Genomic DNA, 24,261 nt, shown 5'->3' on the forward strand with positions numbered 1-24,261 from the left:
GAAACTCCAAGGTTCCGGCAAACTATGTCGAATTAGGGTAAGCGATCAGTTAAACTGTCCCAAATCCGGTCAGATCTGCTGTTAATTTTTTTCCGGGGGATTCATTCATCCCTCCTTTGAGTGTTTTTTCTCTTCACCCTCAATTAACCATAACACGCGATGCTATCTCCGAATTGTAGGAGAGTCGTTGATGCGAATGAGAGCGCTACTTGTCCTGGGCATCTGCCTGGGCCTTGCTGCTTGCAGCGGGTACAGGCAGCCGCCGACAGCATTTCATGAAACACTGACACAGCCCTATCTCTTGGATTCAAGCGACAGGCTGCGCATCATCGTGTTTGGTCAGGATGACCTGTCCAATACCTATGTCGTTGATCAAGCTGGATATATTTCCTTTCCACTGGTTGGAAGCGTTGCGGCTCGCGGCAAGACCCAGCAAGGGCTTGCCTCAGAGATTGCCGGCAAATTGCGGCAAGGTTTTATCCGCGACCCGGATGTCTCCGTGGAGATCGACACCTATCGTCCGATCTTCTTGATGGGAGAGGTGCAAAATGCAGGCCAGTATAACTATGTGGCCGGCATGACAGTGCAAAATGCCATTGCCACTGCCGGTGGATTTTCTGCCAGGGCACAGCAATCGAACGTCGATGTCACCCGTCAGATCAACGGTGAAATCCTAAACGGACGTGTGCCCATTTCGGACCCTGTCCGCCCTGGAGACACAATTTACGTCCGCGAACGCTATTTCTAGAGATCCACGAAGTTAACCGCGGACTCACCTCCCTTTGCTAGTGTGCAGTTTCAGAGCTCCACAGGTTCAATAAGAAACCCGGGGGCGAGAACAGGGAAACTGCACCATGACAACGACTCCCATGCGGATCGTGCATTGTGTTCGCTCGCCTATCGGCGGGATCTTCCGTCATATCCGCGATCTGGCAACAGCCCAGGCGGAAGCGGGACACGATGTCGGCTTAATTTGCGATAGCACTACGGGCAGCGCTTTCGACAACCGAGGCGTGGAAGAGCTTGAACCAAAGCTGGCTCTCGGCCTGGCTCGCTTTCCAATGCAGCGTCAGCTGACCTTTAAGGATCTCACGGCAACGCTATCGCTCTATCGTCATATCCGGGACCTGAAACCGGATATCCTGCACGGCCATGGCGCCAAGGGCGGCGCATATGTGCGCCTGATCGGCAGCATCTTGAAGCTCCGCGGTCAGAAGGTGTCCCGCGTTTACTGTCCGCATGGCGGCAGCCTTCACTACGATCCGAACCGGTTAGAAGGCCGGGTCTATCATACAATTGAAGGCATGCTTGGACGTCTGACTGACGGCCTGGTTTTTGTCTCGGATTACGAAGCTGCGGCTTACGAGAGCAAGGTCGGTCAACCGCGCGCGTTGTCCCGGATTGTCTATAACGGTCTGACGCCCGCCGAATTTGCACCGGTCAGCGTTGACGAGAGCGCTGCCGATTTCCTCTATATCGGTATGCTGCGTGATTTGAAGGGACCGGATCTCTTCATTGAAGCGCTCCACAATATTCGCTTGAGGACCGGTCATGCCCCACGTGCGCATATCGTCGGCGAAGGCCCTGATGAAGAACGCTACCGCAACATGGTCAAAAGGTTCGACCTGGAGCGTGCCGTCACGTTCCACGGTGCCCTGCCCGCCCGCGAAGCATTCAAGCTTGCACGAAATGTGGTTGTCCCGTCCCGGGCGGAGGCAATGCCTTACATCATTTTGGAAACTGTTGCCGCGGAACGCCCGCTGATTGCGACTCGCGTCGGCGGAATTCCGGAGATCTTCGGCAGATATTCCAATCGACTGATTGAACCGGGCCACATTGGCAAGCTGACCGTTGCGATGGAATCGGCACTTGAAAGCCCCGAGCAGATGGCAAGCGGAGCAAAGGAACTTCGCAGCTGTCTTGCCGAGACTTTCTCGACCGAGCTGATGAATGATCGCATCACAACGCTTTACCAGGAGCTGAAAGGCATCAAACCGGCTGATCAGTCTGTTGCTGCTCCGGCAAACGGTCTTTCCGGCGTTGCGCGTGCACAAACTGCGCTGGCGAGGTCGAGCAACAGATCATGAGCAGCCACGCCCTAAAACCGACGGAGCCGATCGAGCCCAAGGCATTTGCTGCAAAGGCTGGGGCCGGTTCGCGTGCTGACGACCTGGACGACCGGCTGGAAAAGCAATTCCGGGATTCTCTTCAGGGCATCACCGACCCCGACAACAATCAGAAACTGTCCGGGAATGGCTCCAGCTTGAGCGTGGAAGCAGCTGAAATTGCACAAGGCCTTGGTGGCAAGGGGCTTTCTGCGCCCGTGTTGTCAGGGTTTGTGCGCCTCACCGACATTCTGCTGGTCGCCGGTTCGGCTTTGGTCGCGGCAGTTGCAGGTCAGGAGCCTTCCGGTTTCGGCCTTGAAAACGTTTTTGCGATCGCGGCTGCACTGCTCTTTACGTTGGCTTTTTTTCAGGCTGCGGATGTTTATCAGGTCCAGGTCATGCGCCAGGGCCTTTCACAGCTTGGCCGTGTCGCTGCCGGCTGGACCCTTGTTTTTGCGATGTTCGCTCTGCTGCGCTCCACGACCGGCGTCGGCATTGGGCTGGCGGAGGCATGGATCGGCTCGTGGTTTGTGTTTGGACTGACAGGGCTCTGCCTTTCCCGCGTCATCATCTCACAACTTGTGCGCCGCTGGATGACGTCTGGCCGGTTGGAACGGCGGGCGATTATCGTGGGAGGCGGTACGGCTGCCGCGGAGCTGATACACGAACTTGAAGCCCAGCCGGGAAACGATATCCGCATTTGCGGCATCTTCGATGACAGGTCAAATGATCGCTCGCCACCGGTGGTGGCGGGCTATCAGAAGCTTGGCAACATCAGTGCGCTTGTGGAATTTGCCCGGCTTGCCCGCATCGACATGCTGATTGTGTGCATCCCCTTGCGCGCGGAAAAGCGCGTGCTGGAACTTCTCAGAAAACTCTGGGTTCTGCCCGTCGACATTCGCCTGTCGGCCCACACGGACAAGGTCCGTTTCCGCAATCGCGCAGCGTCCTTTATCGGCACGGTTCCCTTTGTGGATGTTGTCGCCAAGCCGATTGCCGACTGGGACATGGTCGCCAAGCGGATCTTCGATCTGGTGTTTGCAACACTTGCCATCGTCACCCTCTTCCCGGTGATGATAGCAGCGGCCATCGCGATCAAACTCAACAGCAAGGGACCGGTCCTTTTCCGTCAGAAGCGGTACGGCTTCAATAACGAGGTCATCGACGTCCTGAAGTTCCGGTCGATGTACACCGACATGGAGGATCCCGATGCAAAGACCGTCGTGACCAAGGGCGATCCGCGTGTCACCAGTGTCGGACGCTTCATCAGAAAAACCTCCATCGACGAGCTGCCGCAGCTGTTCAACGTTCTGGCGGGCAGCCTGTCGCTGGTCGGTCCGCGTCCGCATGCGGTCAACGCCCATACGGACAACAAGACCTGGGATGACGTCGTCGACGGCTACTTCGCCCGTCACAAGGTCAAGCCGGGCGTCACGGGCTGGGCACAGATCAACGGCTGGCGTGGTGAAGTCGACACGCCGGAGAAAATTCAGAACCGTGTCGAGTGCGATGTCTACTATATTGAAAACTGGTCCCTGCTTTTCGATCTGCAGATCCTGTTTCTGACACCGTTCCGCCTGCTCAACACGGAGAATGCCTATTGAGCGTCATGGCTGGCACACATGGCGGCTCACCTCTGGTGCGCGCGTCTGTCGGCCTCCCGGCTAAAAGCCTGGGAAATGCGGCACTGTGGCTTGCAGCTTTCCTGTCAGGTTTCGTTATTGAGGAACCGGCCCCTTACGAACTCTACATGGTGCTGTTGTCGGTCATCTGGCTGGCATTCGGACTGAAGCTGCGCCCGGAATTCGGCCCTCTGATCATCTGCATGATGCTTTATGTCGCCGGTGGTGTCGCCTCGATCCCGATGGCGCAGGAGTTCGGCGATGCGGTGATGTATATCGCCGTCTCGGGCTTCCTGGCGATAACCGCGATCTTCTATGCAGCCATTCTTGCCGATGAACCGGACCGGTTTCGCGTCATTCAGAGCGGTTACACGATCAGCGCGGTCTTTGTGGCGATGATCGGGATTGCCGGCTATTTCAACCTGTTTCCGGGCGCTGAGTATTTCACGCTTTACAGCCGGGCACGCGGCACGTTTCAGGACCCGAACGTCTTCGGACCGTTTCTGGTGCTGCCGACCATGCTGATCATCCAGAAGCTGTTGCGCGAGTCCGTCATCAGGAACTTTGCACTGTTGTTGCCGCTTGCCATCCTCCTGCTCGGCATCTTTCTCAGCTTCTCACGCGGTGCCTGGGGCGTTCTGGTGGCAGCCGTTCTGGTGGTCTATTTCCTTGCGCTCGTAACGGAGCAGAGCAACCGCCGGCGCGCGCGCCTGGTGTTCCTCGGCTTTGCCGGCATTCTGGCCTGTGCCGGTCTGCTTGCCGCAGCCCTTTCCATCGACACCGTGTCAGACATGTTTTCCCAGCGCGCGCGACTCGTTCAGGAATATGACGGAGCCCGCCTCGGACGCTTTGCGCGTTACGCGCTCGGTTTCCAGATGGTGATGGAATACCCGCTCGGCCTCGGTCCGCTGGAGTTCAACAAGTACTTTCCAGAAGACGAACACAACGTCTACCTGAAAGGTTTCACCACCTATGGCTGGCTCGGCGGGTTCGTCTATATCGCGATGGCGCTCTGGACGGTCTGTGCCCTGGTGCCGCTCCTGTTCAAGTCCCGTCCCTGGACAGCGTTCACCCAATGTGTCTTTGCGGTCTTCGTGGCGCACCTGATCCTGTCGGTGATTATCGACACCGATCACTGGCGCCACATGTACATGCTCTATGGCCTTGCCTGGGGCATGATTGCGACGGACAAGATCGAGCAAAAGCGCGCACGCAGACAAAGACTGGCAGCTGCATAAAGTCCCCTTGACCGGTTTCAAAAATCTCACAGGACGAGCGCAACAAGCTGCTTGCGCTTGCAAGGCGAACAAGCTAGGTAGGGTCCGTTCGGGCAGTAGCGCAGCCTGGTAGCGCACTTCACTGGGGGTGAAGGGGTCGTCGGTTCAAATCCGGCCTGCCCGACCATTTTTCAAAGACATGGATGATGTTGAGACCTTTGGCTCGGTTGCCGAGCGAAAGGCCGATGATTGACGCTTAGATTTGGATCGTGGTGTAGCGCGCAACTTCATTTGGCATTTCGCGCAACTTCACTTTGCATCCAGTTTGAGGGTGAACCAAATGCGCTTTCGGCCCTTTGCGGACCTTGGCACATTCCACAGCGAAAGACCGTTCAGAGCCCAAACCGGGCCTTGGGAGTAGCGTTCACTGGACAATGTTCCTATTATCTCGGAAGAGCCACCCTCACCATTTTGCAAGTACGGATCCCGAATGGACGAGAGCGAAGCACGGAGTATTGTGGCGTCCGGATTGGGTCGCGCTGAACTTGAGTTTGTGACGTCAATTTGTGCGCCTTTGTACTGGATAATCCGGGAACCAAACGACCATATTCGGGTCCGCAACGGCACAGCATTCTTTCTCAATGCTGGAAAAGGGGCTTTTGCTGTAACGGCGGAGCATGTAATTGCGGGACTTGAGCATGACCAGAAAGACCACAATGTTATAGGTGTTCAGCTTGGGCACGATCTCAAACTAGAGCTTGGTCGACAGCATGCGGTAATTGATCGAAATCTCGAAGTTGATATTGCAACGTTTCGGGTTTCAGAAGCCGAAATTACTGCACTTTCTAAGACCGTTTTGACAGGCTCGCAAAAGACTTGGCCCCCGCCCCGCCCTGAAAGCCGTAAAGGGATCTATTTTGCTGGATTTTCTGGACACGAAACTCTGGTGCGGTCCGCTACCGAAGTGTCATTCGGCTCAATATCAATGGCAGGTATAGCCGACACCATCAGCGATACGGATATTTGTACCTTGTTTGACCGCAGCCGGTGGATCGACGTTGTGGGGCGCGGGTTGCCTCCGGAGGGATACGACTTTGGCGGCATTAGTGGCGGTCCAATGCTCTCTGTGATTGAGAGCTCTGGCCTTAGGTCATGGACGCTTGCGGGCGTAATCTACCAGGGCCCCAACCCAACGCAAGAAGAAGGCCAAAGCATCCCTGGTTTTGACGTGGTCAGAGCAAGAAGCGCGAAATTCATTTCTGCCAATGGCAAATTGGATCTATCGACATGGAACGCGCCTTAAATTACGTCGGTGTTAGCAATTTTGTCCCGCATTTCCGCCATTGGTTTCCAGCGCAACGAGTGACCGGAACCCGCCCACGCGCCGGTTCGAACTTGAAGAAGCGTCAGCCACCACAGACTGTCACTGTCACTTTCTCAATGCCCAAGTGCGGAAAACGTTGCGAATTGAGGATCTGACAATAGTCAAACGAAGCCACCCTGTTCGATCGGTTCTTTTGCAATCTCATTCAGTCACCAGGTCAAAAAGCTCATTAAGGAGCTTCGCAGGACGTTCAACGCCATTGGAAAGATACATGCTTACGGTTTGTCTCGCCTCCCTTATGCCTTCTCGTCCCTTTTCTACCAAGTTTGACAGTATTTGACGTACTGCCTCCTCAGGGTAATCAGGCGTGTTCTCCGCTAGCATTTCCTGCCAGATGGCATTTACTTCAAATGGCTGCTCGTCGCTGAGTCGCGCAAGACCTTCAAGCAGGTGGTAAGAGTTGTAACTCTCGTCAGCAAACGGAGCGACTGCGCGCAAAAGAGGGTCGCTAATTGCATCAATCTTATCTATGAACACTATCCATTGAGCGAGAGTCGATACTAGCTGCCGTCCTTCAATCGTGCGCGTATCTGCGCTGTTCAGCAAAACCGGCCAAAGTACCAACGCTTTCTGCTTGAGGTTTGCGTCGTCGCCTTTTCGAAGTGTCCAAAAGAACCAAACGAGCTGCTTCAATTCTTCGAAGTCCTTGCGGTCGATAAGAAGTTGCAAAAGACTGCCTTCTTCTTCCAATGCTTCGAAGTCGTTGATGTAAGCGACCACTATTTGTTGAACCACACGATCTTCAATTCTCAGCTTAAGATTGCTGTCGTCTAAGGCTCTCAACAAATCACCGTGGTCTCTCAAGAACGCATAAATTTCTTGATACACGGATCCTACGTATGAGTATCCCTGCATGGCGCAAAGCCAGCGTAGATAGTCGTCCTGTTCAAAAATCCGCGGCAAGTTTTTGATTACCCACTCCCGCGACATATAGAGAAAGTTGGGGAGATAGTTTGTAACGAGCGTTGCAAACTCGTATTCATTGGCCGACGAGCGAACCAACTCGGCTTCATAGTAGCCTTGAAAATGATTCCACGTCCGATCGTGTGAACCAGCGTTCGCATTATTTTCCAGCCTACAGGCACGAAGTGTTAGATTTATTAGAGCCTCTAGACATTTTCCTCTAGGACTGTTGATGGCAACTGAAACTGCGTCGCTATCGGTACTAAATTCCTCTCCAGGTTCCCTAGCAAGAAGAATGGCCAGTATCTCTTCTGCAAGGCCATTGAACTCCATGGGAAACGTATGTTTGTCCGACTTGCAGCCTGCTTCAATTAATGTTGCAAGCGAGCCGACAACCCAATGACTATTTGCTGTGAACTCTTCGCGGCTCTTGGCATTTGCATCTGACCAAAAATCATCTTCTTTGATGAGAGACAATATAAACTTGAACAGGGACGACCAAATCTCGCTCCAAGGCAACTGTGCTTTTTCGCTCCATAGCTCCCTGAATGCCTCGATCACACTGTGAACGTAGGCTAGATCGAGCTCCAAGAACTCCTTGAGATCGTCCGAATATTTTATTGGGTTTACCTTAATCGCCTTTTTCAAAGAGGTAGAAAGGCCTCTTATTCCTGGTTCGTTCCACCTCTTACTCGGCACGAATTCTATAAGCTTCTTGACGAGTTCGGATACACTCCAAGATTGAAGCTCATCAATTTCATATGGCGATACATCAACAACAAAACCAGATGAAGTGTATCTCAAGAAATCTGGGTGCTCCGGCTCTGTGCCTGCTTTGGTTACTGCATCCTGATACAGATTAAGTTCCTTTTCTCCGAACTCTTTAATTGCGGCTAGCCACCTTGCACGTTGAAATGCTGTAGCGCCCTCTCGAACGTTGCCGTCATCGTCCAAGACCCTTAGGTCGCCAATGATCTCTAAGAAACTTTGTCGTTGCGTTGCAACCAGAAACGTGTATCGCTGGTTCAGAAAATGCCACATCTCATGGTGATAATTCACACCGAAGAAGTGCTCGCTCCGCAATTTCCCTAATCGATCCGTGAAGAATTCAAAATACTCTCCAATTGCATGGATAGCCACACGAACCAAAGTTCCGTGTTTAGAGTCTAGAATGCTATCCAAGTAAACGGCAGCAGCTTGGGGATCTGTTTCAATGAAGCCGCTAATTGCTTCTCTATAGCCCCTGACGAGAATGTTCTCCGCATCATCTCTGTATTTGTTTTGCTCGTGGTCCTCAATCGCAGGCTGCCAAATCGATGACCAAGAATCATTTCCTAGTTTGCAAAGAGTTTCAATAAGCTTCACTTCGAAAACAGCAACGCCTTGTTGCCCTAAAACACGGCCGAGAGCAATCCCGACCTTTCCTGTAATTTTCTCGGCATCATGCGCGTCGAGGCGCAACTTTACATCGGTGTGGTCCTTGCCAGCGCGGCTTTCTGTAACGAAAACTGGATCGAAGAGAACACCACAAATCTGGAGGGCAATATCATGTGATTCAGAAGCGTCCTCAGCGAGTAGCTTCGGTACTAGATTTCTTCCTATTTCGCCTGAAACAAGGGAAGATTCATACTTGTCACTCAGCCAATAATCTATTGCTGCTACTGCATCATTGCTTAGAAATTTCGATGGTAGCAGGTGCAGTATTTCTGCAAATACTCTCCAAGCATGATAGTTGCCGAAATCTTTGGCCTTGGCAAAGTCGGTTGCGCCCGTCACAATCTCTGAAATTCGCGTTCCAAAATAGTTATCGGTTTCATCGGTTATTTCTTCGGCGCATTTTTGAAGATAACTTAAGATCGGCCAATAAGGGATCGTAATATAACCTTCTTTTTTTGCTGATGTTGGCTCGGGAAGTTTAGAGAAGTCGAAGTAGCCGGCCTCATCGAGCGGGCGAAACCACTTTAGACCGGACACTCTTCGAAAAAAGAGCGGCTGAAGTTCTGGCTTCTTTCCAATGCGTTCAAGCAGGTCTAGTTCTTTAGGGTCAAGGTTATCCATCACTTAAGACCTCATCCATCAATCTGAGGTCCTCAGCGAGCGGGGGTTCTCGAACTTCAATCCGATTGACCCATGACTTTATCGTGTGTTCCAAACCGGCATAGTTTTCGTGATCTCGAATAAAGCCAAGGATGTGCACCCCGAAAGACTTTTCATAGTAATCATAAAGTTTTTCATACAACGGCTTTTCGCTATTAAAGAAGCCCTGTATCGTGAATCTGCGTTTTTCCTGCGACTCCTTTGCACCGCCACGGCGAAGAATGTGCTCAAGAATTTCCGCTTCTTCCAAGCCGTACCCAAGAAAAACAACGGTTTTTCTGGCAAACATCTCGCCCAAGAACTCTTGCACATTCTGATTATCATAATGCTCAAGGTAGTCTTTTGTCGTTACGATCATCGTTTCAGGTTGACTGATGCAGCCGTGAAGATGAATGACGGCTCCAGGCTCATTCAATAAATTTGAAAATAGCTGATCTCTATTGGCAGTTCGACTTGTAACACTCGCTGTTTCGGAGCCGTCCTTGGCTTTGAACATGCGGGGAGATAGTAACTCGTCATAGTTCGTGGTGACGCAAGAGCATCCAATTTCATTTATCGCTCTATAGATGTTGTCACCTTGAGTTTCTTTAGTCAGATGCCTTCCTATGTTCAGGTCAATCTTATTCTCTGATGCGATGAGTGTTGCGATAGAAAGTTGCTTCTTAGGATCCAACGTCTTGAGCTGCTCGATTTCTGCATAATTCAGCAATCCGGCTTCGCGCAAATCCTGCAAGGCAAAATTTGCGAGTCCAGCCCAAGAAGGAAGACCAAGCAAGCGAGATGCTCCTGCCCCCACAAACAAAACTAGGTTGCCGTCAAGACCGGCTTGAATGACCTCCTCAGGTGGTTGTACAGTTTCTCTCAGGTCGGGTACCCTGGGCATTGCTATGTTTTCTCAGTCTATTGACCATGCTGGTATGTCCTGCGACTAAGGAAGCACATAGTAACCGCCTGTGCCATATTCATACGACTGGTTTGCTTCACTTTTCCACTCCACTAATGGCAATTTATCTCGCAATGCAGACCATCGTTCAACCCGCAACGAACGACCGCTTCCTGCCCAAAGCTGTCATTTTTCTTTAAACGAACGCAGCCTTGAGAGTTCGCCACGCATATGCTGCGACCAGCGGGACAACCCCGTTACCGGCTGTACAGGATCGCTCCACCCGATTGGCCAGTCCATCATTCAGTCCGAAAAATCCGGGTTGAAGGTCCAGATGTCCCGCGACGTTTTCGCAGAGCACCCATTCAGGGTCGCATTCTCCGACGATGCGGGCAACGTTCGAGAAAGAGGCTCAGGAGCCAAAGGAAATTCATGTTGCCGCAATGCAGTCATGTCTAAGGGCCGACCGCTCATTCAGTTGTGCTTTCCAAAGACAAAACCGGCGTCTCGAGAACGCGTCCCTTGAAGACATCGACGATGCCGACATCGCTCAGGCGTGGCCCCGCATTGCAGACCAAAGATGCTCCGAAAAGCGCCTTGAACACCAGATAGGGCGGCTCCCAGTCGACCAGGGCATCGAGAGCATTGCGCAGAGCGGCGAAGCGCACGGCGATCTCCGAGAGCGGGGCTTCGCTCACCAGGCCCGCCAATGGAAGTTCAATTTTTTCAACGACTTCGCCATTGGCAACCACACACATTCCGCCTTTTGAAGACCGGACGGTGTTGGCAGCCAGAGCCATGTCTGAAGGATCACGGCCGAAGACTGTCAGGTTGTGGCTGTCGTGGGAGACGGTTGTTGCAAAGGCGCCGCGCCACCTGCCCCACTTTTCCAGAAAGGCGACCCGGACGGGCGCATTTTGCCCGTAGCGGTTCGCAACGGCCATGCGGATCATGTCGTCGGGGAGGATCAGCTTGCCCGCCTCCACATCGACCGTTCTTGACCCCCAAACCGGAAAACGCGGTTTTGAAAGAACCGCGATCTGTGCGCTGGAGCCGGAAGCCTGAATTTCAAAGTCATCAGCCTGAAATTCGGCGACGGACACGGAATTGCGCAGCGCAGCCGGCGGTTCGGTGCTGCGGCAGGGCGTTGTCAGATTGCCATCTTCAGAGACAGTTTTGCCATCCGCAACAACAAGGCTCGGCTTCACCTGCGCAAGATCGTCAAGGAGAACGATGTCGGCACGTTTGCCCGGCGCGATCAGGCCAAGGTCGGGTCGCCGTATGCGCGTTGCCGCGTTGAGAGTTGCCGCGCGGTAGGCCCACTCCGGAGGAAGTCCGAAACGGATCATGAGACGGATGACGTTGTCGAGACCGCCCTGGCGCTGAAGATCGTCCGGGAAGACGTCGTCGGTGCAGAGTGTGAGCGTTTGCGGAAGATGGCCCAGGTCGAGAATGGCCTTGGCAAATTCCGGCAAGAGATGTTCGTGCGAACCGCGCAATTCAACGGTCATACCGGCTTCAAGGCGTGCAATCAGATCTTCGGCTGAAGACAGTTCATGGTCTGTCTCAACACCGGCTGCGGCATAGGCCGACAATGCGCCGTCGTTCAGACCGCGTGCGTGTCCGCACACACGTTTGCCGCTTGCCAGACCGGCATTCACGATGCCCTGAACCCTGTCGCTGCCGTTCAACAGCGGCTGCATGGTCATCAACTCCGCAGCGCCATGGATGTCGGGTCTTGCCAGAAGCTCTGTCAGCAGATCCGGGTCAAAGTCGCCTCCGCTGGCCTCGAACCCGGGTGCGGAGGGAACGCATGTGGGCGCAAGGGTAAGCAAGCGCAGCGGCACCTCCTTGCCGGCCGCAATCGCATAATCAACCCCGGCAAGACCGCAGGCGTTGGCGAATTCATGCGGATCCCAGACAATGGTGGTCACGCCGCGCGGAACCACGGCCGCAGCATATTCAGCTGGTGTCACCATCGAGCTTTCAACATGCATGTGCGTGTCGATAAAACCGGGCACCACGTAGCGGCCTCCGGCATCGAGGCTTGCAATTGCATCGGGCTTTGAGCCTGCTTTTCGAACGCTGGCGATGAGCCCGCCGACAATGCCAATATCGGCGTCCCGTTCCCGGCCCGTGACCATGTCCAGCAGGCGCGCGTTCGATATGAGGAGATCGAACGGTTCCAGGCCCTGGGCAGCTCTCACAGCGCGGGCCCGCAGTTCCGGCGCGTTGATGTTGCTATCTTGGGCCATCCATGGCCTCCCGTTTCAATGCACTCAGACAGAGCCGGGCAAGATCGGCTCCGGCAGTTGTTGCAAGTCTCACTTTGGACGCTGCGACGTGCGAGACGTTCGTTGCGCCATAGCTCTCGTCAGATTTGGTCGACACCTCAACGGCACATGGCGAAAAGCCTATGCAGTCCGACTGCGCCACAGCCAGCGCTGCGAGAGGATCGTAGATCGCCATTGTGGACCGCCCGCGCTCCAAGGCAATATCGAGGTAACCTCCAAGAAGGTCACCGGTCAGCTGGTCCGTCAGGGGCATGTCCTTTGCTCCAAAGGTCACTTTTCGGCAAAATGACAGATCGACAATGTCGATCCGAATGCCGGTTGAAAGCACATAGGCCAATGCGTCTGCGTCCGCAAAGGCATTGTACTCTGCCAGGGGCGTGTGGTTTCCCCTGTCCGCGCTTCCCCCATCCAGATCAGCCGCGTTATCCGATCAGCCAATTCTGGCGACTGCATTAGGAGCAAAGCCATATTGGTCAGTGGCCCAAGCGCCAAAACCTCGCGCTCAGCACCTGTGCCCTCTGAAAGCCAGTTTCCAAGAGCTTGCACCGCGCCTTCAGAAGGCGCGTTCGTATCCGGCTTTGGTAGCACCATTCCTCTGGTTCGCATGCCCGTTGGGCCCAAAATGCGCTCAGCGGTTTCCAACGGGCGCTTCAGGGGCTTGGCTGCTCCCTGCCATACCGGCCAGTCGAACCCGTAAGCAGTCTTGGCGCCCATTGCGTTGGCCGTGACCTGAGCAAGCGGTGCGTTTCCCGCAACAAGGGAGACGCCAGCCACATTCCGCCCAAAGTGCCTCAGCACGAGAAGCGCCCACAGGTCGTCAAACCCGAAATCCGTATCGACCCAAATTGCTGTCACAGTGCCAATTGCCGTGCGGTTGCCTGGGGAAGATCAAAAGCAACCTGCTCGCCAAGCGGCACTTCGGGAAGCTCAATCGAGGCATCGGCCTTGATCTGCCCCAGCGGACTGTCGATCACATATTCCCGGTGTTCGCCGGCAAAACTGCTTGCGATCACCCGGCCGGTGTGTGGCCCCTTCCCGACCGCGACACCGCTTGGGCGCCAGGCGAGCATGGGGGCGGTAACTTCAGAGCCAAGCGGCAGTCGGCCTTGGTCAGAGACGAGATCCGTTCCCTCCATCCGGAAGATATTCTCAAATCCCATGAAGTTTGCGGCAAACGCTGTGCTGGGTTCGGCGTAAAGCTCTGCCGGCGATCCCAGTTGCTCAATCCTGCCATCCTTCATCAACACGACCCGATCAGCCAGGGCCAGGGCCTCGGATTGGTCGTGCGTCACAAAAACCATCGTAATTCCGGTGTCCTTTTGCACCCGCTGCAATTCGTTGCGCATCTCCAGCCGAAGCCGTGCATCCAGGTTGGACAGCGGTTCATCAAGCAGGAGGACCTTGGGCTCCATCACAAGAGACCTGGCGAGCGCCAATCGCTGCTGCTGCCCGCCGGACATTTCGGCGGGCTTGCGCGTCTCGAAGCCCTTAAGGCCGACAGTTGCCATTCCGGCTTCCGTCTTGGCCCGCACCTGAGCATCCGGCAACTTGCGAAGCCGGAGCCCGAACGCGACGTTCTCAAAGGCACTGAGATGGGGAAAGAGTGCATAGGACTGGAATACAAGACCGATGCCCCGCTTGTTTGCCGGTGTCCGGGTCACGTCCGCACCGTCGATCATGATTTTGCCGCTGGTCGGTGTCAAAAGCCCGGCGATGGCGCGCATGGTGGTTGTCTTGCCGCAGCCCGACGGGCCCAGCAGCGCGATCAGTTCGCCCTTTCGGATATCCAGATTGAGATCCGGCACAGCGACCGTCTGCCCGTAAGAGAGCGTCAAATCCGACAATGAAACGAATGCGTTAGACATAACGAGAGAACCCCAGAAGTCGTTCGGCGGCAAAAACAATGGCGACCGACATGAAGGCCAGGAGAGCCGACAGCGCTGCGACCGACGGGTCGAATGTGATTTCCATATAGGACAGCATGTCGATCGGCAGCGTGCGCACGCCAGGTCCGGACAAGAACAATGAGGCCGGAACCTCGTTGAAGCTGGTGACGAAACCCAGAATGAAGGCAGCGAGAATACCGCCCCTGATGTTGGGCAGAACGACCTTGGTGAAGGCCTGCAGCCGGGTGCAGCCGAGGATGACCGCAGCCTCTTCCATATCGGCACGCAGATTGTTCAGGCTCGAAGACACAACACGCACCGCATAGGGCAGCACCAGAGCGGTGTGTGTCACAAAAAGCGCCATGGTGATTGTGACATCAAGCGGCACCACGAAGTATCGCAGAAGTGCCAGCCCAACGATGATGCCGGGCACGATGATGGGTGCGGCAACAATCGTTCGGATGGTCTCTGCACCGGGCAGATCGTAGCGGTCGAGCGCGTAGGCAGCCGGGATGCCGATCAACAGCGCTGCCAACGTGCCAAAGATCGCAAGGAACATTGAAAGAGCAAAGCTGGCCCGGAAGCTCTCCACAGTGAAGACCTTGGCATACCATTTGAGCGACAGGCCCTGAGGGGGAAAAGACAAAGCCTCTCCAGCCGAAGCGCCAGCCAGAATAACGATCAGGAACGGGCCGATCAGGAAAGTGAGCGTTGCGCCCAGAATAAGCCAGACAGTTAAACGGGACACGGTCTACCTCCTCACCGAGGCAATGCGCTTCAGGACCAGATTGGCCGAGAAACACATGACGATCAGGATCATGGCGATCACGCTTGCCGACACGAAGTCGTTTGAAACATTGACCTTTTGGTAGAGCAATGTTTCAAGCATAAGGACCTTCGACCCTCCAAGAATGGCCGGCGTGATGTAGGCCGTAAGCGCTCCGGTAAAGACCAGCGTACCGCCGATCACCAGGCCCTCCTTGGTCAGCGGCAGGATCACCCGGAAAAACACCTGGAACCAGCTGGCGCCCAGCACACGGGCTGCCGGAACAACATCGCGGGGGATGTTCTCCATGGCGGAAACCAGGGAAATGATCATGAGCGGAAGGAACAGTTGCAAAAGACCGATGAAGACAGCCGTTTCGGTGAACAGCAGGCGGATGGGCAGTTCCGACAGGCCGAGCCCCACAATCACATCGTTGACGATGCCGGTCCTGCCCAGAATGACTATCCAGGCATAAGTCCGGGCAACCGGAGAAATCATCAGTGGCAGTACAACGAGGCCGAATATGCGCCCACGCGATGTTGTCGGCAGATTTACGATGCAGAACGCTGCTGCATAGCCGATCACAGCGGAGGTCCCGGCGACCAGAATTCCGAGTTTGAGCGTGCGGAAAAAGACGCTTTGGTTCAAAGGCTCGGAGAAGAAATCAACATAGCCCTGCAGGCTCCAGGCCCCGCTCTCGGCCTGAAAGGCAACCGAGAGCAGGATGCCAACCGGCACCAGGAACACAAGAAAGGTGAAAAGCGCGGCAGGCAGGGCAAGCGCCAGTCCTTCTGCGCGGTTGAGAAACATGAGGAAGCTCCGGGCGAATGGGCGTGGGAGGGCGGCCGGTCTGACCGCCCCCGGTCGTCTTTAACGGATGACCTCATTGTTCCACTGGTTTACCCATGCATCGCGATTGGCGATGATGACGGCTGGGTCAAGAATGTTGAGCGAATTGATGAGCTCGGCCCCGTAGGTCAGGTTTTCCGCCACTTCATCGCTGACTTTGACGTCCATATTGGCCGGGCTGTCGATCAGCGCTTCGGCAACCCGGGTCTGAACTTCTGTCGAAAGCCAATAGTCCATGAGCTTGTAGGCCAGTTCTTCATTGCCGTTGTTAGCGGTCATGATCATCACATTCATGCCGCCTGCCTGGCCTTCTTTCGGATCGGCCCATGCAAACGGAAGCGGAGAACTCTTGAAGCGGCTCCAGGCGAAGCGGCCGACAGGTGCTGCAATGACTTCTTCCTGGTTCATGAGCTGCGCAAGCTCCGAAGACCGGGAGTAGAAGGTCACGATGTCATCGGCGTGTTTGCCGATTTCCGAAATCGTTGCGCCAAATTCACCCGGAGCGCCTCCTTCGGCCTTGTTGAGCATCATCAGGGTGAGCGGCCCTTGTGTGCCGGTAATATTCGGTAAGGAAACATTGCCTGCCAGCTTTTCGCCCAGCAGGTCGTTCCAGCTCTCAATGCTCACCAGGTCTTCACGATAAACGATTGAACTCGCATAGAAAGTGTAGCCAACAGCCATGCTGTCGCCAATCGGATCCTGGGCCGCCGGGTAGAGTTTGTCGAAGCTTTGAAGCTTTGAAGTATCAATTGGCTGAAGAAGACCCTTACGCGCGAGGCTTAGCGCGTCGTGGGAAGAAATCACCGCCATATCGATCACTGGATCCGCAGCATTTGCCTCGATCTTGGCCATGCGCTCCACGGAGTTGCCGGTTTCAATCACCAGTTCACATCCGCAGATCTCCTCAAAAGGATCGTACAGCGCTTCCTTGTAAGCGTCCTGAGCGAAGGAATAGACCGAGATGGTAAGCTTGTCTTGTGCTGCCGCACCGGTCGCAGTGAGAGCTGCACTCAGCGCAAGGATGGATATGTACTTGGTCATTGAGGTCGTCTCCTTGTTAAAAGCTGGCTCGGGATGGATGTTGATTGCCGCACCACCAATCGCATCGGTACGGTTTCCCCTTCTTGAGCCGGTGTATCGCCGCTGATTTTGGCTGAGATGATGTCAATCGCGCGGCTGGCGATTTCGTCGACATTCTGGGCAACCGTCGTAAGCGCCGGATGCATGATTGAAGAAAAGGACATGTTGTCGAAGCCCGTCAGACTGACTTGATCCGGGACGGAAATCTGCCTGCGCATCAATTCGGTGCGCACCTGCAGCGCAATCAGGTCTGACGTGGTCATGATCGCTGTCGCACCCGCCTGCACCTTGGCGGCCGCCAGCTCAACGCCTGCTTCGCCCCAAAACACATCGACTTCAATGTCCAAAGGCAGGGCACCACGCATTCCGGCAATGCGATCACGCTGCACCTCGGAAACCTTGTCCCCTCCAAGGATCACGAGCTTGCGATGTCCTATATCCAGGATATGCCGTGCAACCAGAGCGCCGCCGCCTGCGTGATCCGCAGAGACTGAATTTCCCGGGTCAGAAGCCGTGTTCAAAACCGCAATCGGCACGGGCACCGGGTCGGGCGTCGTTCCCTTTTGCGGTACAACGATAAGGCCATCCACGCCCCGATCCATCAGTCTCCGCAATGCTTCGGTCTGCTCGTCCGCGCTGCCCCGTGAATCCGCAATCAGAATACCAAGCTTCCGTTTGTCTGCTTCCATCGAGAGCGTCTGGGCGATGCGTGGAAAAAGCGGGTTGGTCAGGTCGGGCATGACAAGACCGAGAATGCCGGTCTGCCCGGTCTTGAGGGCGCGGGCCGCCGTGCTGGGACGATATCCAAGTTCGTCCGCTCTTGTCCGGATACGCGCAGTCAATTCCTGCGAAACCCGTCCCTTGCCGGTCAACGCGTTCGAAATCGTTGCGGTCGACACGCCCATGTCATTGGCAATTTGCTTGATGCTGACCATCATGCCCCCTTGCTTTAACGATTAAGCAAGTTAGCTGACCTCAAGTCAACGCTTAAGTTAATCGATTAATCAAAATTCTGGATTGAGAAAAAAGCGGTCGAGGAGTCTTTCCAGGATTTGAGCACGTGCTGCGACCGGTCCAAAAGCTCTAGCGGCAACACCTGCGGGCCAGAGCGTTACACCGACGAACATCAATCACACTGTCAGCCGGTAATCGCCTGGCGGGAAAATTATCTGTTGGTCACCCCGGCAGCCGCAAGACCCAAACGACAGCCGGCCGAGCCGGAATCGATGATCGGCTGAATTCCGTTTCGTGCCAAAGAATGGACACTTTGTGCCCGACCCGGCAACTATCAAACACACCGGGCAGGACAAAGACGACAGATTCCATCACCGTCCAAACAGCCCTCAAAACAGGACCTTAGGGCAAAGCGCTCAACGCCTGGCTTATTTGACACAAGACAAGCAGACACAAAGCAAGCTGAAAATAGATCTAAATTAATTCCACAATTTTAGCTCTAAATTTTCAACTTATCGACGAATTCAAATCCTAGACTCCCAACCATAATAACAAAGACGGGGCGGGAACTCTCAACGAACGCGCTTACAGGGATAAATACTTGTAAGCGCAGACTTAAGGAAAGATATTCCAGATGAAAAGCGCGTTCATGGTTGTTGTTGCTGCGTCACTACTTGGACTAGCCGCTTGCAATGGCGAAAATTCCAATCAACCCGATGGGGCTTCACAAGGGAATGAGAGTGTTGCTCCCCAGAGCTCTGCCCCAAGCGACGGCGCGCCGGCCGTCGGCGATACGGACACCACCCAGTCATCCGCTCCAACGGCGCAATAGTCCATGTGCGTTCTTTCAAGGTGGCCGAAGTCGGCCACCTTGCTCTAACAAGAACACCATTTTCGAAACGACACCAGCCGGCGCTGCAAAGAGAGCGCAAAACCCCCGCGTCAATGCCGTCTGGACTTGTCCCCTCCTACCCCTTTTTGAAAACGTGCTGAACTTGCAGTTGCTCAAAATATGGCGGCCTGCAAGACGTCATCATTCTCCCATCGATAGAGAGACAGCCCTGGGTGCTTTTGCACATCAGCGAAACTTGGCTAATGGCCTGACATCGGCTTTCCTGATTTGATAAATCCGATACGGAACGCTATTCTTGCGCCCCCTTCACAAGCACGCCCAGCACAATCGCGGTGTGCCCAATTTTCTTGTTTTTCACTCAAACACCGATGCCATCCGGCGATGCTGTGTGATGTTTTCCAGTCATGAGCAAATGCGGATCCTGGATTCGAGGATGTTAAAAGATGCAGTACAAAACACTCGGCCGCACAGGCGTCAAAGTCTCGCAACTCTGCTTTGGAACCATGTCATTCGGCGGCGATGCGGACGAAGCTACTTCTGCGGAGCTTTACAAGGCGACTCGCGACGCGGGCATCAATTTTTTCGATTGTGCGGATGTCTACAGCAATGGCCTTGCCGAGGAAATTCTTGGCAAGTTGATCTCTCATGAGCGCGACGATCTTGTGATCACCTCGAAGGTGTTCGGAAAAATGGGAGAAGGTGTCAATGACGGAGGCACCAATCGCAGACACGTGACAAAAGCCGTTGAAGCGAGCTTGAAGCGATTGAACACCGACCGTCTGGATGTCTATTTCGTTCATCGATGGGACGAAGATACGGCGCTTGAAGAAACCCTGCGCGGGCTCGAGGACCTCGTACGATCGGGCAAAGTGCTTTACCTCGGCGTCAGCAATTATGCAGCCTGGCAAATCGCCAAGGCGCTCGGCTTGAGCGCAAACAAAGGATGGTCTCGTTTTGAGGTCATTCAACCGATGTATAATCTTGTGAAACGGCAGGCCGAGGTCGAAATTCTACCCTTGGCACAATCAGAGGAGATGGCCGTCATCTCCTATAGCCCGCTTGGCGGTGGTCTCCTGACAGGCAAGTATTCCGGTGCGTCGTCAAAGAGTGCCGGACGCCTGAAGGACAATGACATGTACGCGTCCCGATATGGTGATGACTGGGTCTACGATGTAGCCGAAGCGTTCACAGCTTTTGCACGTGAAGGTGGGTATGACCCGGTCAGTCTTGCTGTTGCCTGGGCCGGTGCACACGAAGGCATAACCTGCCCGATCATCGGTGCTCGAAACACACGTCAGCTTGACCCTGCGCTGCGGTCCATTCACATCGAGATGACACCAGAAGTGCGCAAAGAAATCGCGGCTCTTTCCCGCACGCCGTCTCCAGCGACCGATCGTTCGGAGACCACGTGAGAACTCCCAAGTCTTCTGTCCAAAGCACTACGTCTCGGCGTCTTTAATGCGCTCGGCACAAATCGGCAGCCAAGCTTGAGGTCAGCCTGAACTTCTGTTGCACCAATTCAGGCCTTTTCTAGCGCACCACGTAAACCGAGCACTTTGCGTGGCTGGCGACGTACCCTGCGTTGGAGGAAAAGATGTGATCCAGGAAGCCGGGGATATGAGACGCCATCACGATCAGATCGACGCCCATGTCTTCTGCAGCCTTGATAAGCACATTGCCAAGGTCAACAGCGACGTCGTTGTCGATCATCGAACGGGTCTCAACTGGATGTCCGATTTCTTGCGCAACGTCGCGCGCATAGGCATCCAGGTTCTTTTCAAACTCGGCGGGATTGTGTGCAGCTTCAGTCACCGCAGAACTTGTAACGCCGATCAGAGTGAGTTTAGTGCCAACACCGAGTTTCGCCAGTTCTCCTGCCACGGAAACAGCTTTTGACAAAGCGTCTTTATGGGCAAGATCAACGGGAATTAAGATGGATTGAGCCATGACTGGCCTCCCTTAATTGCAAGACCCTAGGTTGACGGATATGCGGCTTGCCTGCCTTGATCTAAGACAAGGGCTGGAAGCGGTCATCCCCCATCAGGTGCCCCAAGGCCACAGAGGGCCTGAGGGGTATCTTTGGATGACAGGATCGGCACACCCCGAACCATGCGGGTGGGGCTCACCCTGATCCGGCAACGTCTCCAATGATATTGACCTTGATGTTCAACTCGTGCCCCAGATGCGCGCGCGTCCAAAGAGCTCGATCTGCGCCGGATGCAGAATTCGCGTAGACGACCTGGATGTGGTTGGCTTTGTGGCGTCCCATAAGCTGGTCGCGACTGACGCCATCAAGAACCCCGTGCATGATCGGCCATTCCGGCGTTGTGCTACGCCGCCGCCGCTCCGTCTCACTTTCAGGAAGCTCAATGCATCGTCCACGACCGATGTCCATATGCAACGCACTTTCCTGCACATAAATGCGCGACCAGATTATCTCACCCGGTTTGGCGACACCGCTGAGTGTGCCACCGCCTGAGGGAAAATACATTGCCGGCTGGCGCAGACTTTCGCTGCCCGTCCAGCCACCGAGATGGTGAGCTGGTGGAGCAGCACCGGAGATTTCAAAAACCCAGACAAATTGGTCCGTCGTTCCGCTAGCATCCAGATCACCCCATCGGATATCGTGGAGTGTTGTTTCCAGGGGTTCGCCAAGTGCCGAATGTGTTCTGTTAATCAGCAAAGCATCCAAACCGGCACATTCATCCACTTCATTGAAATGGATAACCGGCTGGCCGGGCCTGATCACGCTGCCATTCGCACGTACGACGTCCGGACGGTCGGCGTTGTTCAGCATTCCTTCCACCAGATCGGAGGCCGGCAGCAGATCCTTGAGGCCCTGTTGGTATTGTATTCCGATAGTTTCGCAATCAAATGCATCCGCCATCCGCACGGCTGCGACATACATCCGGCATTGCATCAGGACCTGGTCTTCAGTCAGTTCCGTCGCCTCGTCGCGGCCGAGATGGAAAGTCATACCCCTCGCCCGCATCCAGTCGTAAACGGCCCGGGCCTCGCCTTCGGATATCTGAAGCGTTTCGTGGTAGAGGGCCGATTGCGAAAGGCGTTCCTTGAACACTCCCAGAGGCATCAGCAATTCATCAGGAATGATCGCGTTATACATGCCCATGCAGCCTTCATCGAAGACACCCATGATGGATTTGTTCTTCCGTAGATCCGCTGCAATTCGGCCAGCGGTTACCTTGTCGGGATCCGGGGTCAAATCAGGGTCATAGTCCGCGACGTGGCTATCATCGTGGCTGATTTTGCCGGTGGACAGCCATGCCTTTAGATGATCGCGAAAAAACCCGTCATCAAAATCAGCGCTCCAAAGGGTCGAATAGGAGACCCCTGCCTTTGAGAGGGAGCCATTGAGATTGAGCATCCCCACAAGACCGGGCCATTGCCCGGACCAGTTTGCCAGTGTGAGAATGGGGCCCTTGTGACTGGTAAGGCCGGGAAGTATGTGGTGCGAATACTGCCAGACGGCCTCCGCGACCACGATCTTTGCATCGCTCGGAACAGACGCAACAGCATCCATGCCGTCGCGCTGCGAGGACAGGAATCCATGTCCTTTGTCCGGATCGACCGGGTGCGCACGATTGACATCAAATCCGAATGCCCTGCATTCTCGGGCAAACGCCCTTTCCATGACTTCCTGGGCCGGCCAGCAGGTTCGGTTCGCACTTTCCCGGCTGTCACCGCTGGCAAACAGATAAACAGAGTTCTCGGACATGTTATCGGGCCTTAGTCGGACATGATTTTTCGGTAGGTTTCAAAGTCGTCGTGCATGGCGCGGAAGACACGGTACTTCCTGTCGTGGAAGGCCCTTGTCCTGGTGTCCGACCGCAGAACTTTTGCAGGTCCGCTCATTGCGTCCATAGCGCTGCGCAGGCTTTCAAATTTACCGGACCCCACAGCCGCTAACATTGCGGTTCCAAGCAGAACAGGCTCTTCCTGATCAGGCAAAAGCACCGGCAATCCGGTGACGTCTGCATGAGTTTGGCAATAGAGACAGTTGCGTCCAAGGCCGCCGCTGACAACAATCGCATCCGGTCGAACGCCGTTCTCGGCCAACTGGTCGAGAATATGCCTTGTCCCATAGGCCAGTGACTGGATACAGGCGAGATAATCGCGCGCGAGATCCTCAATGTCGGAAACCGCGGTCTGTCCCCAGGTCACACCCAATCGTCGTGGGTCGGCGAGTGGCGCCCTGTTCCCGTTGAAATCCGGAATAATGTGACGGTCGACAGACAGAAATGATGGAGGCTCATTGGCCGAAAGACCGGACAGGAAATCATCCAGGAAGTCATAGACGTTCTTGCCTTGCTCTGTGGCCATCGCTTTTGCGTCTTCAAAAGCGCTGTGTCTCTGCAGAACCGTGTCGATTGCTGCGCCGGCCATGGATTGACCGGCTTCATTTGCCCAAAGGTCAGGCAATACAGCACCATAATAGGGTCCCCAGACACCCGGCACGAAGGCCGCCTGCTGTGCAACAGTGATATGACACGCGGAGGTGCCGGCTATTAAAGCCATACGATCCGGACCGACAGCTTCAGCCGTAACTCCGAGCGTTCCCATGGCACCTGCATGGGCGTCAATCATACTTGCTGCAACAAGGGTCGACGACGTCAACCCGAGCTCTTGCGCCGCCTTTTCGCTCAACTGGCCAAGGGGGCTGCGGGGCTCAAACATTTAGTTCCAATGCGCCCGAACCCCTCGTCTGCGAGGTCTTTAAGTCCTGCAAGTGCAAAGAATTCGGCATCCCAGCCTTCACCGGTCGTGCCGGCTTCGCCCTGATAGGTCCATTTGCATACCGAGCTGCACAAGGATCGCGTCAGGTTTCCCGTGGCCCGCCATGTCAGCCAGTCCGGAAGGTCAAAGAAGTGCCCGGCCGCCTCCCAGATGGAAGGAAGATTCTCCTTTATCCAGAGCAGCTTCGGCAATTGCATTTCAGGAGATATCTTGCCACCTGAAATACTCAGTCTCTGGTGACCGGTTTCATCGATCCGGGAAGCTTCTGCGATCGCCCGGTGATCCGCCCACAAAACAATGTCCTGCTCTCTTTCACCATCGGGCGAAATGCTGAGTGGTTCGCCCTGTCCGTCGGCCACAACAAGGGAACAGGTCGCGTCGAACCCCAGTCCTGCGACGTCCTCCGGTGCGACGGAGGCCTGGCTCATTGCGGACTGCACGGAAGCGCACACCGCACCCCATATGTCAGCACTGGACTGTTGTGCAAAATGGGGCCTTGGGTGCCAGGTTCTGATTTCTTGACTGGCCTGCGCCAGCAGCTGCCCGTCCTGGCTGAAAACACCTGCACGCACACTGCCGGTTCCAACATCCACCGCTAGAAACAGGCTCATCG

General features: G+C 55.0%; 20 protein-coding genes and 1 tRNA gene. 7 read left to right on the plus strand and 14 right to left on the minus strand.

Going from position 1 to position 24,261, the window contains the following annotated elements:
* Positions 1-190 precede the first annotated feature (190 nt).
* From ACZ1HV_RS05260 to ACZ1HV_RS05285, 6 genes are all read left to right on the plus strand, one after another.
* Positions 191-748: a polysaccharide biosynthesis/export family protein gene (locus ACZ1HV_RS05260; protein ID WP_173006068.1), complete on the plus strand. Its 558-nt coding sequence runs from the start codon at positions 191-193 to the stop codon at positions 746-748.
* Positions 749-854: 106 nt separating this feature from the next.
* Positions 855-2,087, plus strand: a complete 1,233-nt coding sequence (locus ACZ1HV_RS05265; RefSeq protein WP_472717525.1) for a glycosyltransferase family 4 protein — start codon at positions 855-857, stop codon at positions 2,085-2,087.
* Positions 2,084-3,709, plus strand: coding sequence for an undecaprenyl-phosphate glucose phosphotransferase (locus tag ACZ1HV_RS05270; protein WP_472717526.1), 1,626 nt, complete (start codon positions 2,084-2,086; stop codon positions 3,707-3,709). The genes ACZ1HV_RS05265 and ACZ1HV_RS05270 overlap by 4 nt, the downstream gene beginning before the upstream one ends.
* A gap of 5 nt (positions 3,710-3,714) precedes the next feature.
* The gene (locus ACZ1HV_RS05275; RefSeq protein ID WP_472718401.1) at positions 3,715-4,965 is read left to right on the plus strand and encodes an O-antigen ligase family protein; all 1,251 of its coding nucleotides are present in this window, start codon (positions 3,715-3,717) and stop codon (positions 4,963-4,965) included.
* Between the two features lie 89 nt (positions 4,966-5,054).
* A tRNA-Pro gene (locus tag ACZ1HV_RS05280) sits at positions 5,055-5,131 on the plus strand.
* A 303-nt stretch (positions 5,132-5,434) separates the two neighbouring features.
* Complete coding sequence (locus ACZ1HV_RS05285; RefSeq protein WP_472717527.1) at positions 5,435-6,247, plus strand: hypothetical protein; 813 nt, start codon at positions 5,435-5,437, stop codon at positions 6,245-6,247.
* A 222-nt stretch (positions 6,248-6,469) separates the two neighbouring features.
* Here the strand turns inward: ACZ1HV_RS05285 and ACZ1HV_RS05290 are convergent, their stop codons facing one another.
* The 10 genes from ACZ1HV_RS05290 to ACZ1HV_RS05335 form a co-directional block, all read right to left on the minus strand.
* Positions 6,470-9,292 carry a hypothetical protein gene (locus tag ACZ1HV_RS05290; RefSeq protein WP_472717528.1) on the minus strand — a complete coding sequence of 941 codons (2,823 nt, stop codon included), beginning with the start codon at positions 9,290-9,292 and terminating at the stop codon, positions 6,470-6,472.
* Positions 9,282-10,211, minus strand: a complete 930-nt coding sequence (locus ACZ1HV_RS05295; RefSeq protein WP_472717529.1) for an SIR2 family protein — start codon at positions 10,209-10,211, stop codon at positions 9,282-9,284. Before ACZ1HV_RS05295 ends, ACZ1HV_RS05290 begins: the two co-directional genes overlap by 11 nt.
* 470 nt (positions 10,212-10,681) lie before the next feature.
* The gene (locus tag ACZ1HV_RS05300) at positions 10,682-12,466 is read right to left on the minus strand and encodes an adenine deaminase (RefSeq protein WP_472717530.1); all 1,785 of its coding nucleotides are present in this window, start codon (positions 12,464-12,466) and stop codon (positions 10,682-10,684) included.
* Positions 12,453-12,833, minus strand: coding sequence for a hypothetical protein (locus tag ACZ1HV_RS05305; RefSeq protein WP_472718402.1), 381 nt, complete (start codon positions 12,831-12,833; stop codon positions 12,453-12,455). The genes ACZ1HV_RS05300 and ACZ1HV_RS05305 overlap by 14 nt, the downstream gene beginning before the upstream one ends.
* Positions 12,776-13,360 (minus strand): nucleoside hydrolase, encoded by a 585-nt coding sequence (locus ACZ1HV_RS05310; protein ID WP_472717531.1) that lies wholly within the window; start codon positions 13,358-13,360, stop codon positions 12,776-12,778. The genes ACZ1HV_RS05305 and ACZ1HV_RS05310 overlap by 58 nt, the downstream gene beginning before the upstream one ends.
* Positions 13,357-14,370, minus strand: a complete 1,014-nt coding sequence (locus ACZ1HV_RS05315; protein ID WP_472717532.1) for an ABC transporter ATP-binding protein — start codon at positions 14,368-14,370, stop codon at positions 13,357-13,359. Before ACZ1HV_RS05315 ends, ACZ1HV_RS05310 begins: the two co-directional genes overlap by 4 nt.
* Positions 14,363-15,139, minus strand: a complete 777-nt coding sequence (locus ACZ1HV_RS05320; RefSeq protein ID WP_472717533.1) for an ABC transporter permease — start codon at positions 15,137-15,139, stop codon at positions 14,363-14,365. The genes ACZ1HV_RS05315 and ACZ1HV_RS05320 overlap by 8 nt, the downstream gene beginning before the upstream one ends.
* Positions 15,140-15,142: 3 nt before the next feature.
* Positions 15,143-15,967: an ABC transporter permease gene (locus ACZ1HV_RS05325; RefSeq protein ID WP_472717534.1), complete on the minus strand. Its 825-nt coding sequence runs from the start codon at positions 15,965-15,967 to the stop codon at positions 15,143-15,145.
* Between the two features lie 60 nt (positions 15,968-16,027).
* The gene (locus ACZ1HV_RS05330; protein ID WP_298814816.1) at positions 16,028-17,047 is read right to left on the minus strand and encodes an extracellular solute-binding protein; all 1,020 of its coding nucleotides are present in this window, start codon (positions 17,045-17,047) and stop codon (positions 16,028-16,030) included.
* Positions 17,044-18,021 (minus strand): LacI family DNA-binding transcriptional regulator, encoded by a 978-nt coding sequence (locus tag ACZ1HV_RS05335; RefSeq protein WP_472717535.1) that lies wholly within the window; start codon positions 18,019-18,021, stop codon positions 17,044-17,046. The genes ACZ1HV_RS05330 and ACZ1HV_RS05335 overlap by 4 nt, the downstream gene beginning before the upstream one ends.
* Before the next feature lie 1,315 nt (positions 18,022-19,336).
* Here ACZ1HV_RS05335 and ACZ1HV_RS05340 point away from each other — a divergent pair.
* The gene (locus ACZ1HV_RS05340; protein ID WP_472717536.1) at positions 19,337-20,305 is read left to right on the plus strand and encodes an aldo/keto reductase; all 969 of its coding nucleotides are present in this window, start codon (positions 19,337-19,339) and stop codon (positions 20,303-20,305) included.
* A gap of 118 nt (positions 20,306-20,423) precedes the next feature.
* Here the strand turns inward: ACZ1HV_RS05340 and ACZ1HV_RS05345 are convergent, their stop codons facing one another.
* The 4 genes from ACZ1HV_RS05345 to ACZ1HV_RS05360 form a co-directional block, all read right to left on the minus strand.
* Positions 20,424-20,840: a universal stress protein gene (locus ACZ1HV_RS05345; RefSeq protein ID WP_298958027.1), complete on the minus strand. Its 417-nt coding sequence runs from the start codon at positions 20,838-20,840 to the stop codon at positions 20,424-20,426.
* A gap of 175 nt (positions 20,841-21,015) precedes the next feature.
* A complete protein-coding gene (locus ACZ1HV_RS05350; protein ID WP_472717537.1) occupies positions 21,016-22,629 on the minus strand; it encodes a fucose isomerase in 1,614 nt (537 codons plus the stop codon).
* Positions 22,630-22,640: 11 nt separating this feature from the next.
* Entirely contained in the window at positions 22,641-23,588 is a 948-nt protein-coding gene (locus ACZ1HV_RS05355) for an FGGY-family carbohydrate kinase (protein ID WP_472717538.1), read from the minus strand.
* Positions 23,555-24,259: an FGGY family carbohydrate kinase gene (locus tag ACZ1HV_RS05360; RefSeq protein WP_472717539.1), complete on the minus strand. Its 705-nt coding sequence runs from the start codon at positions 24,257-24,259 to the stop codon at positions 23,555-23,557. The genes ACZ1HV_RS05355 and ACZ1HV_RS05360 overlap by 34 nt, the downstream gene beginning before the upstream one ends.
* Positions 24,260-24,261 lie beyond the last annotated feature (2 nt).

The sequence above is a fragment of the Roseibium sp. JB4-4 genome (genome assembly GCF_055693425.1).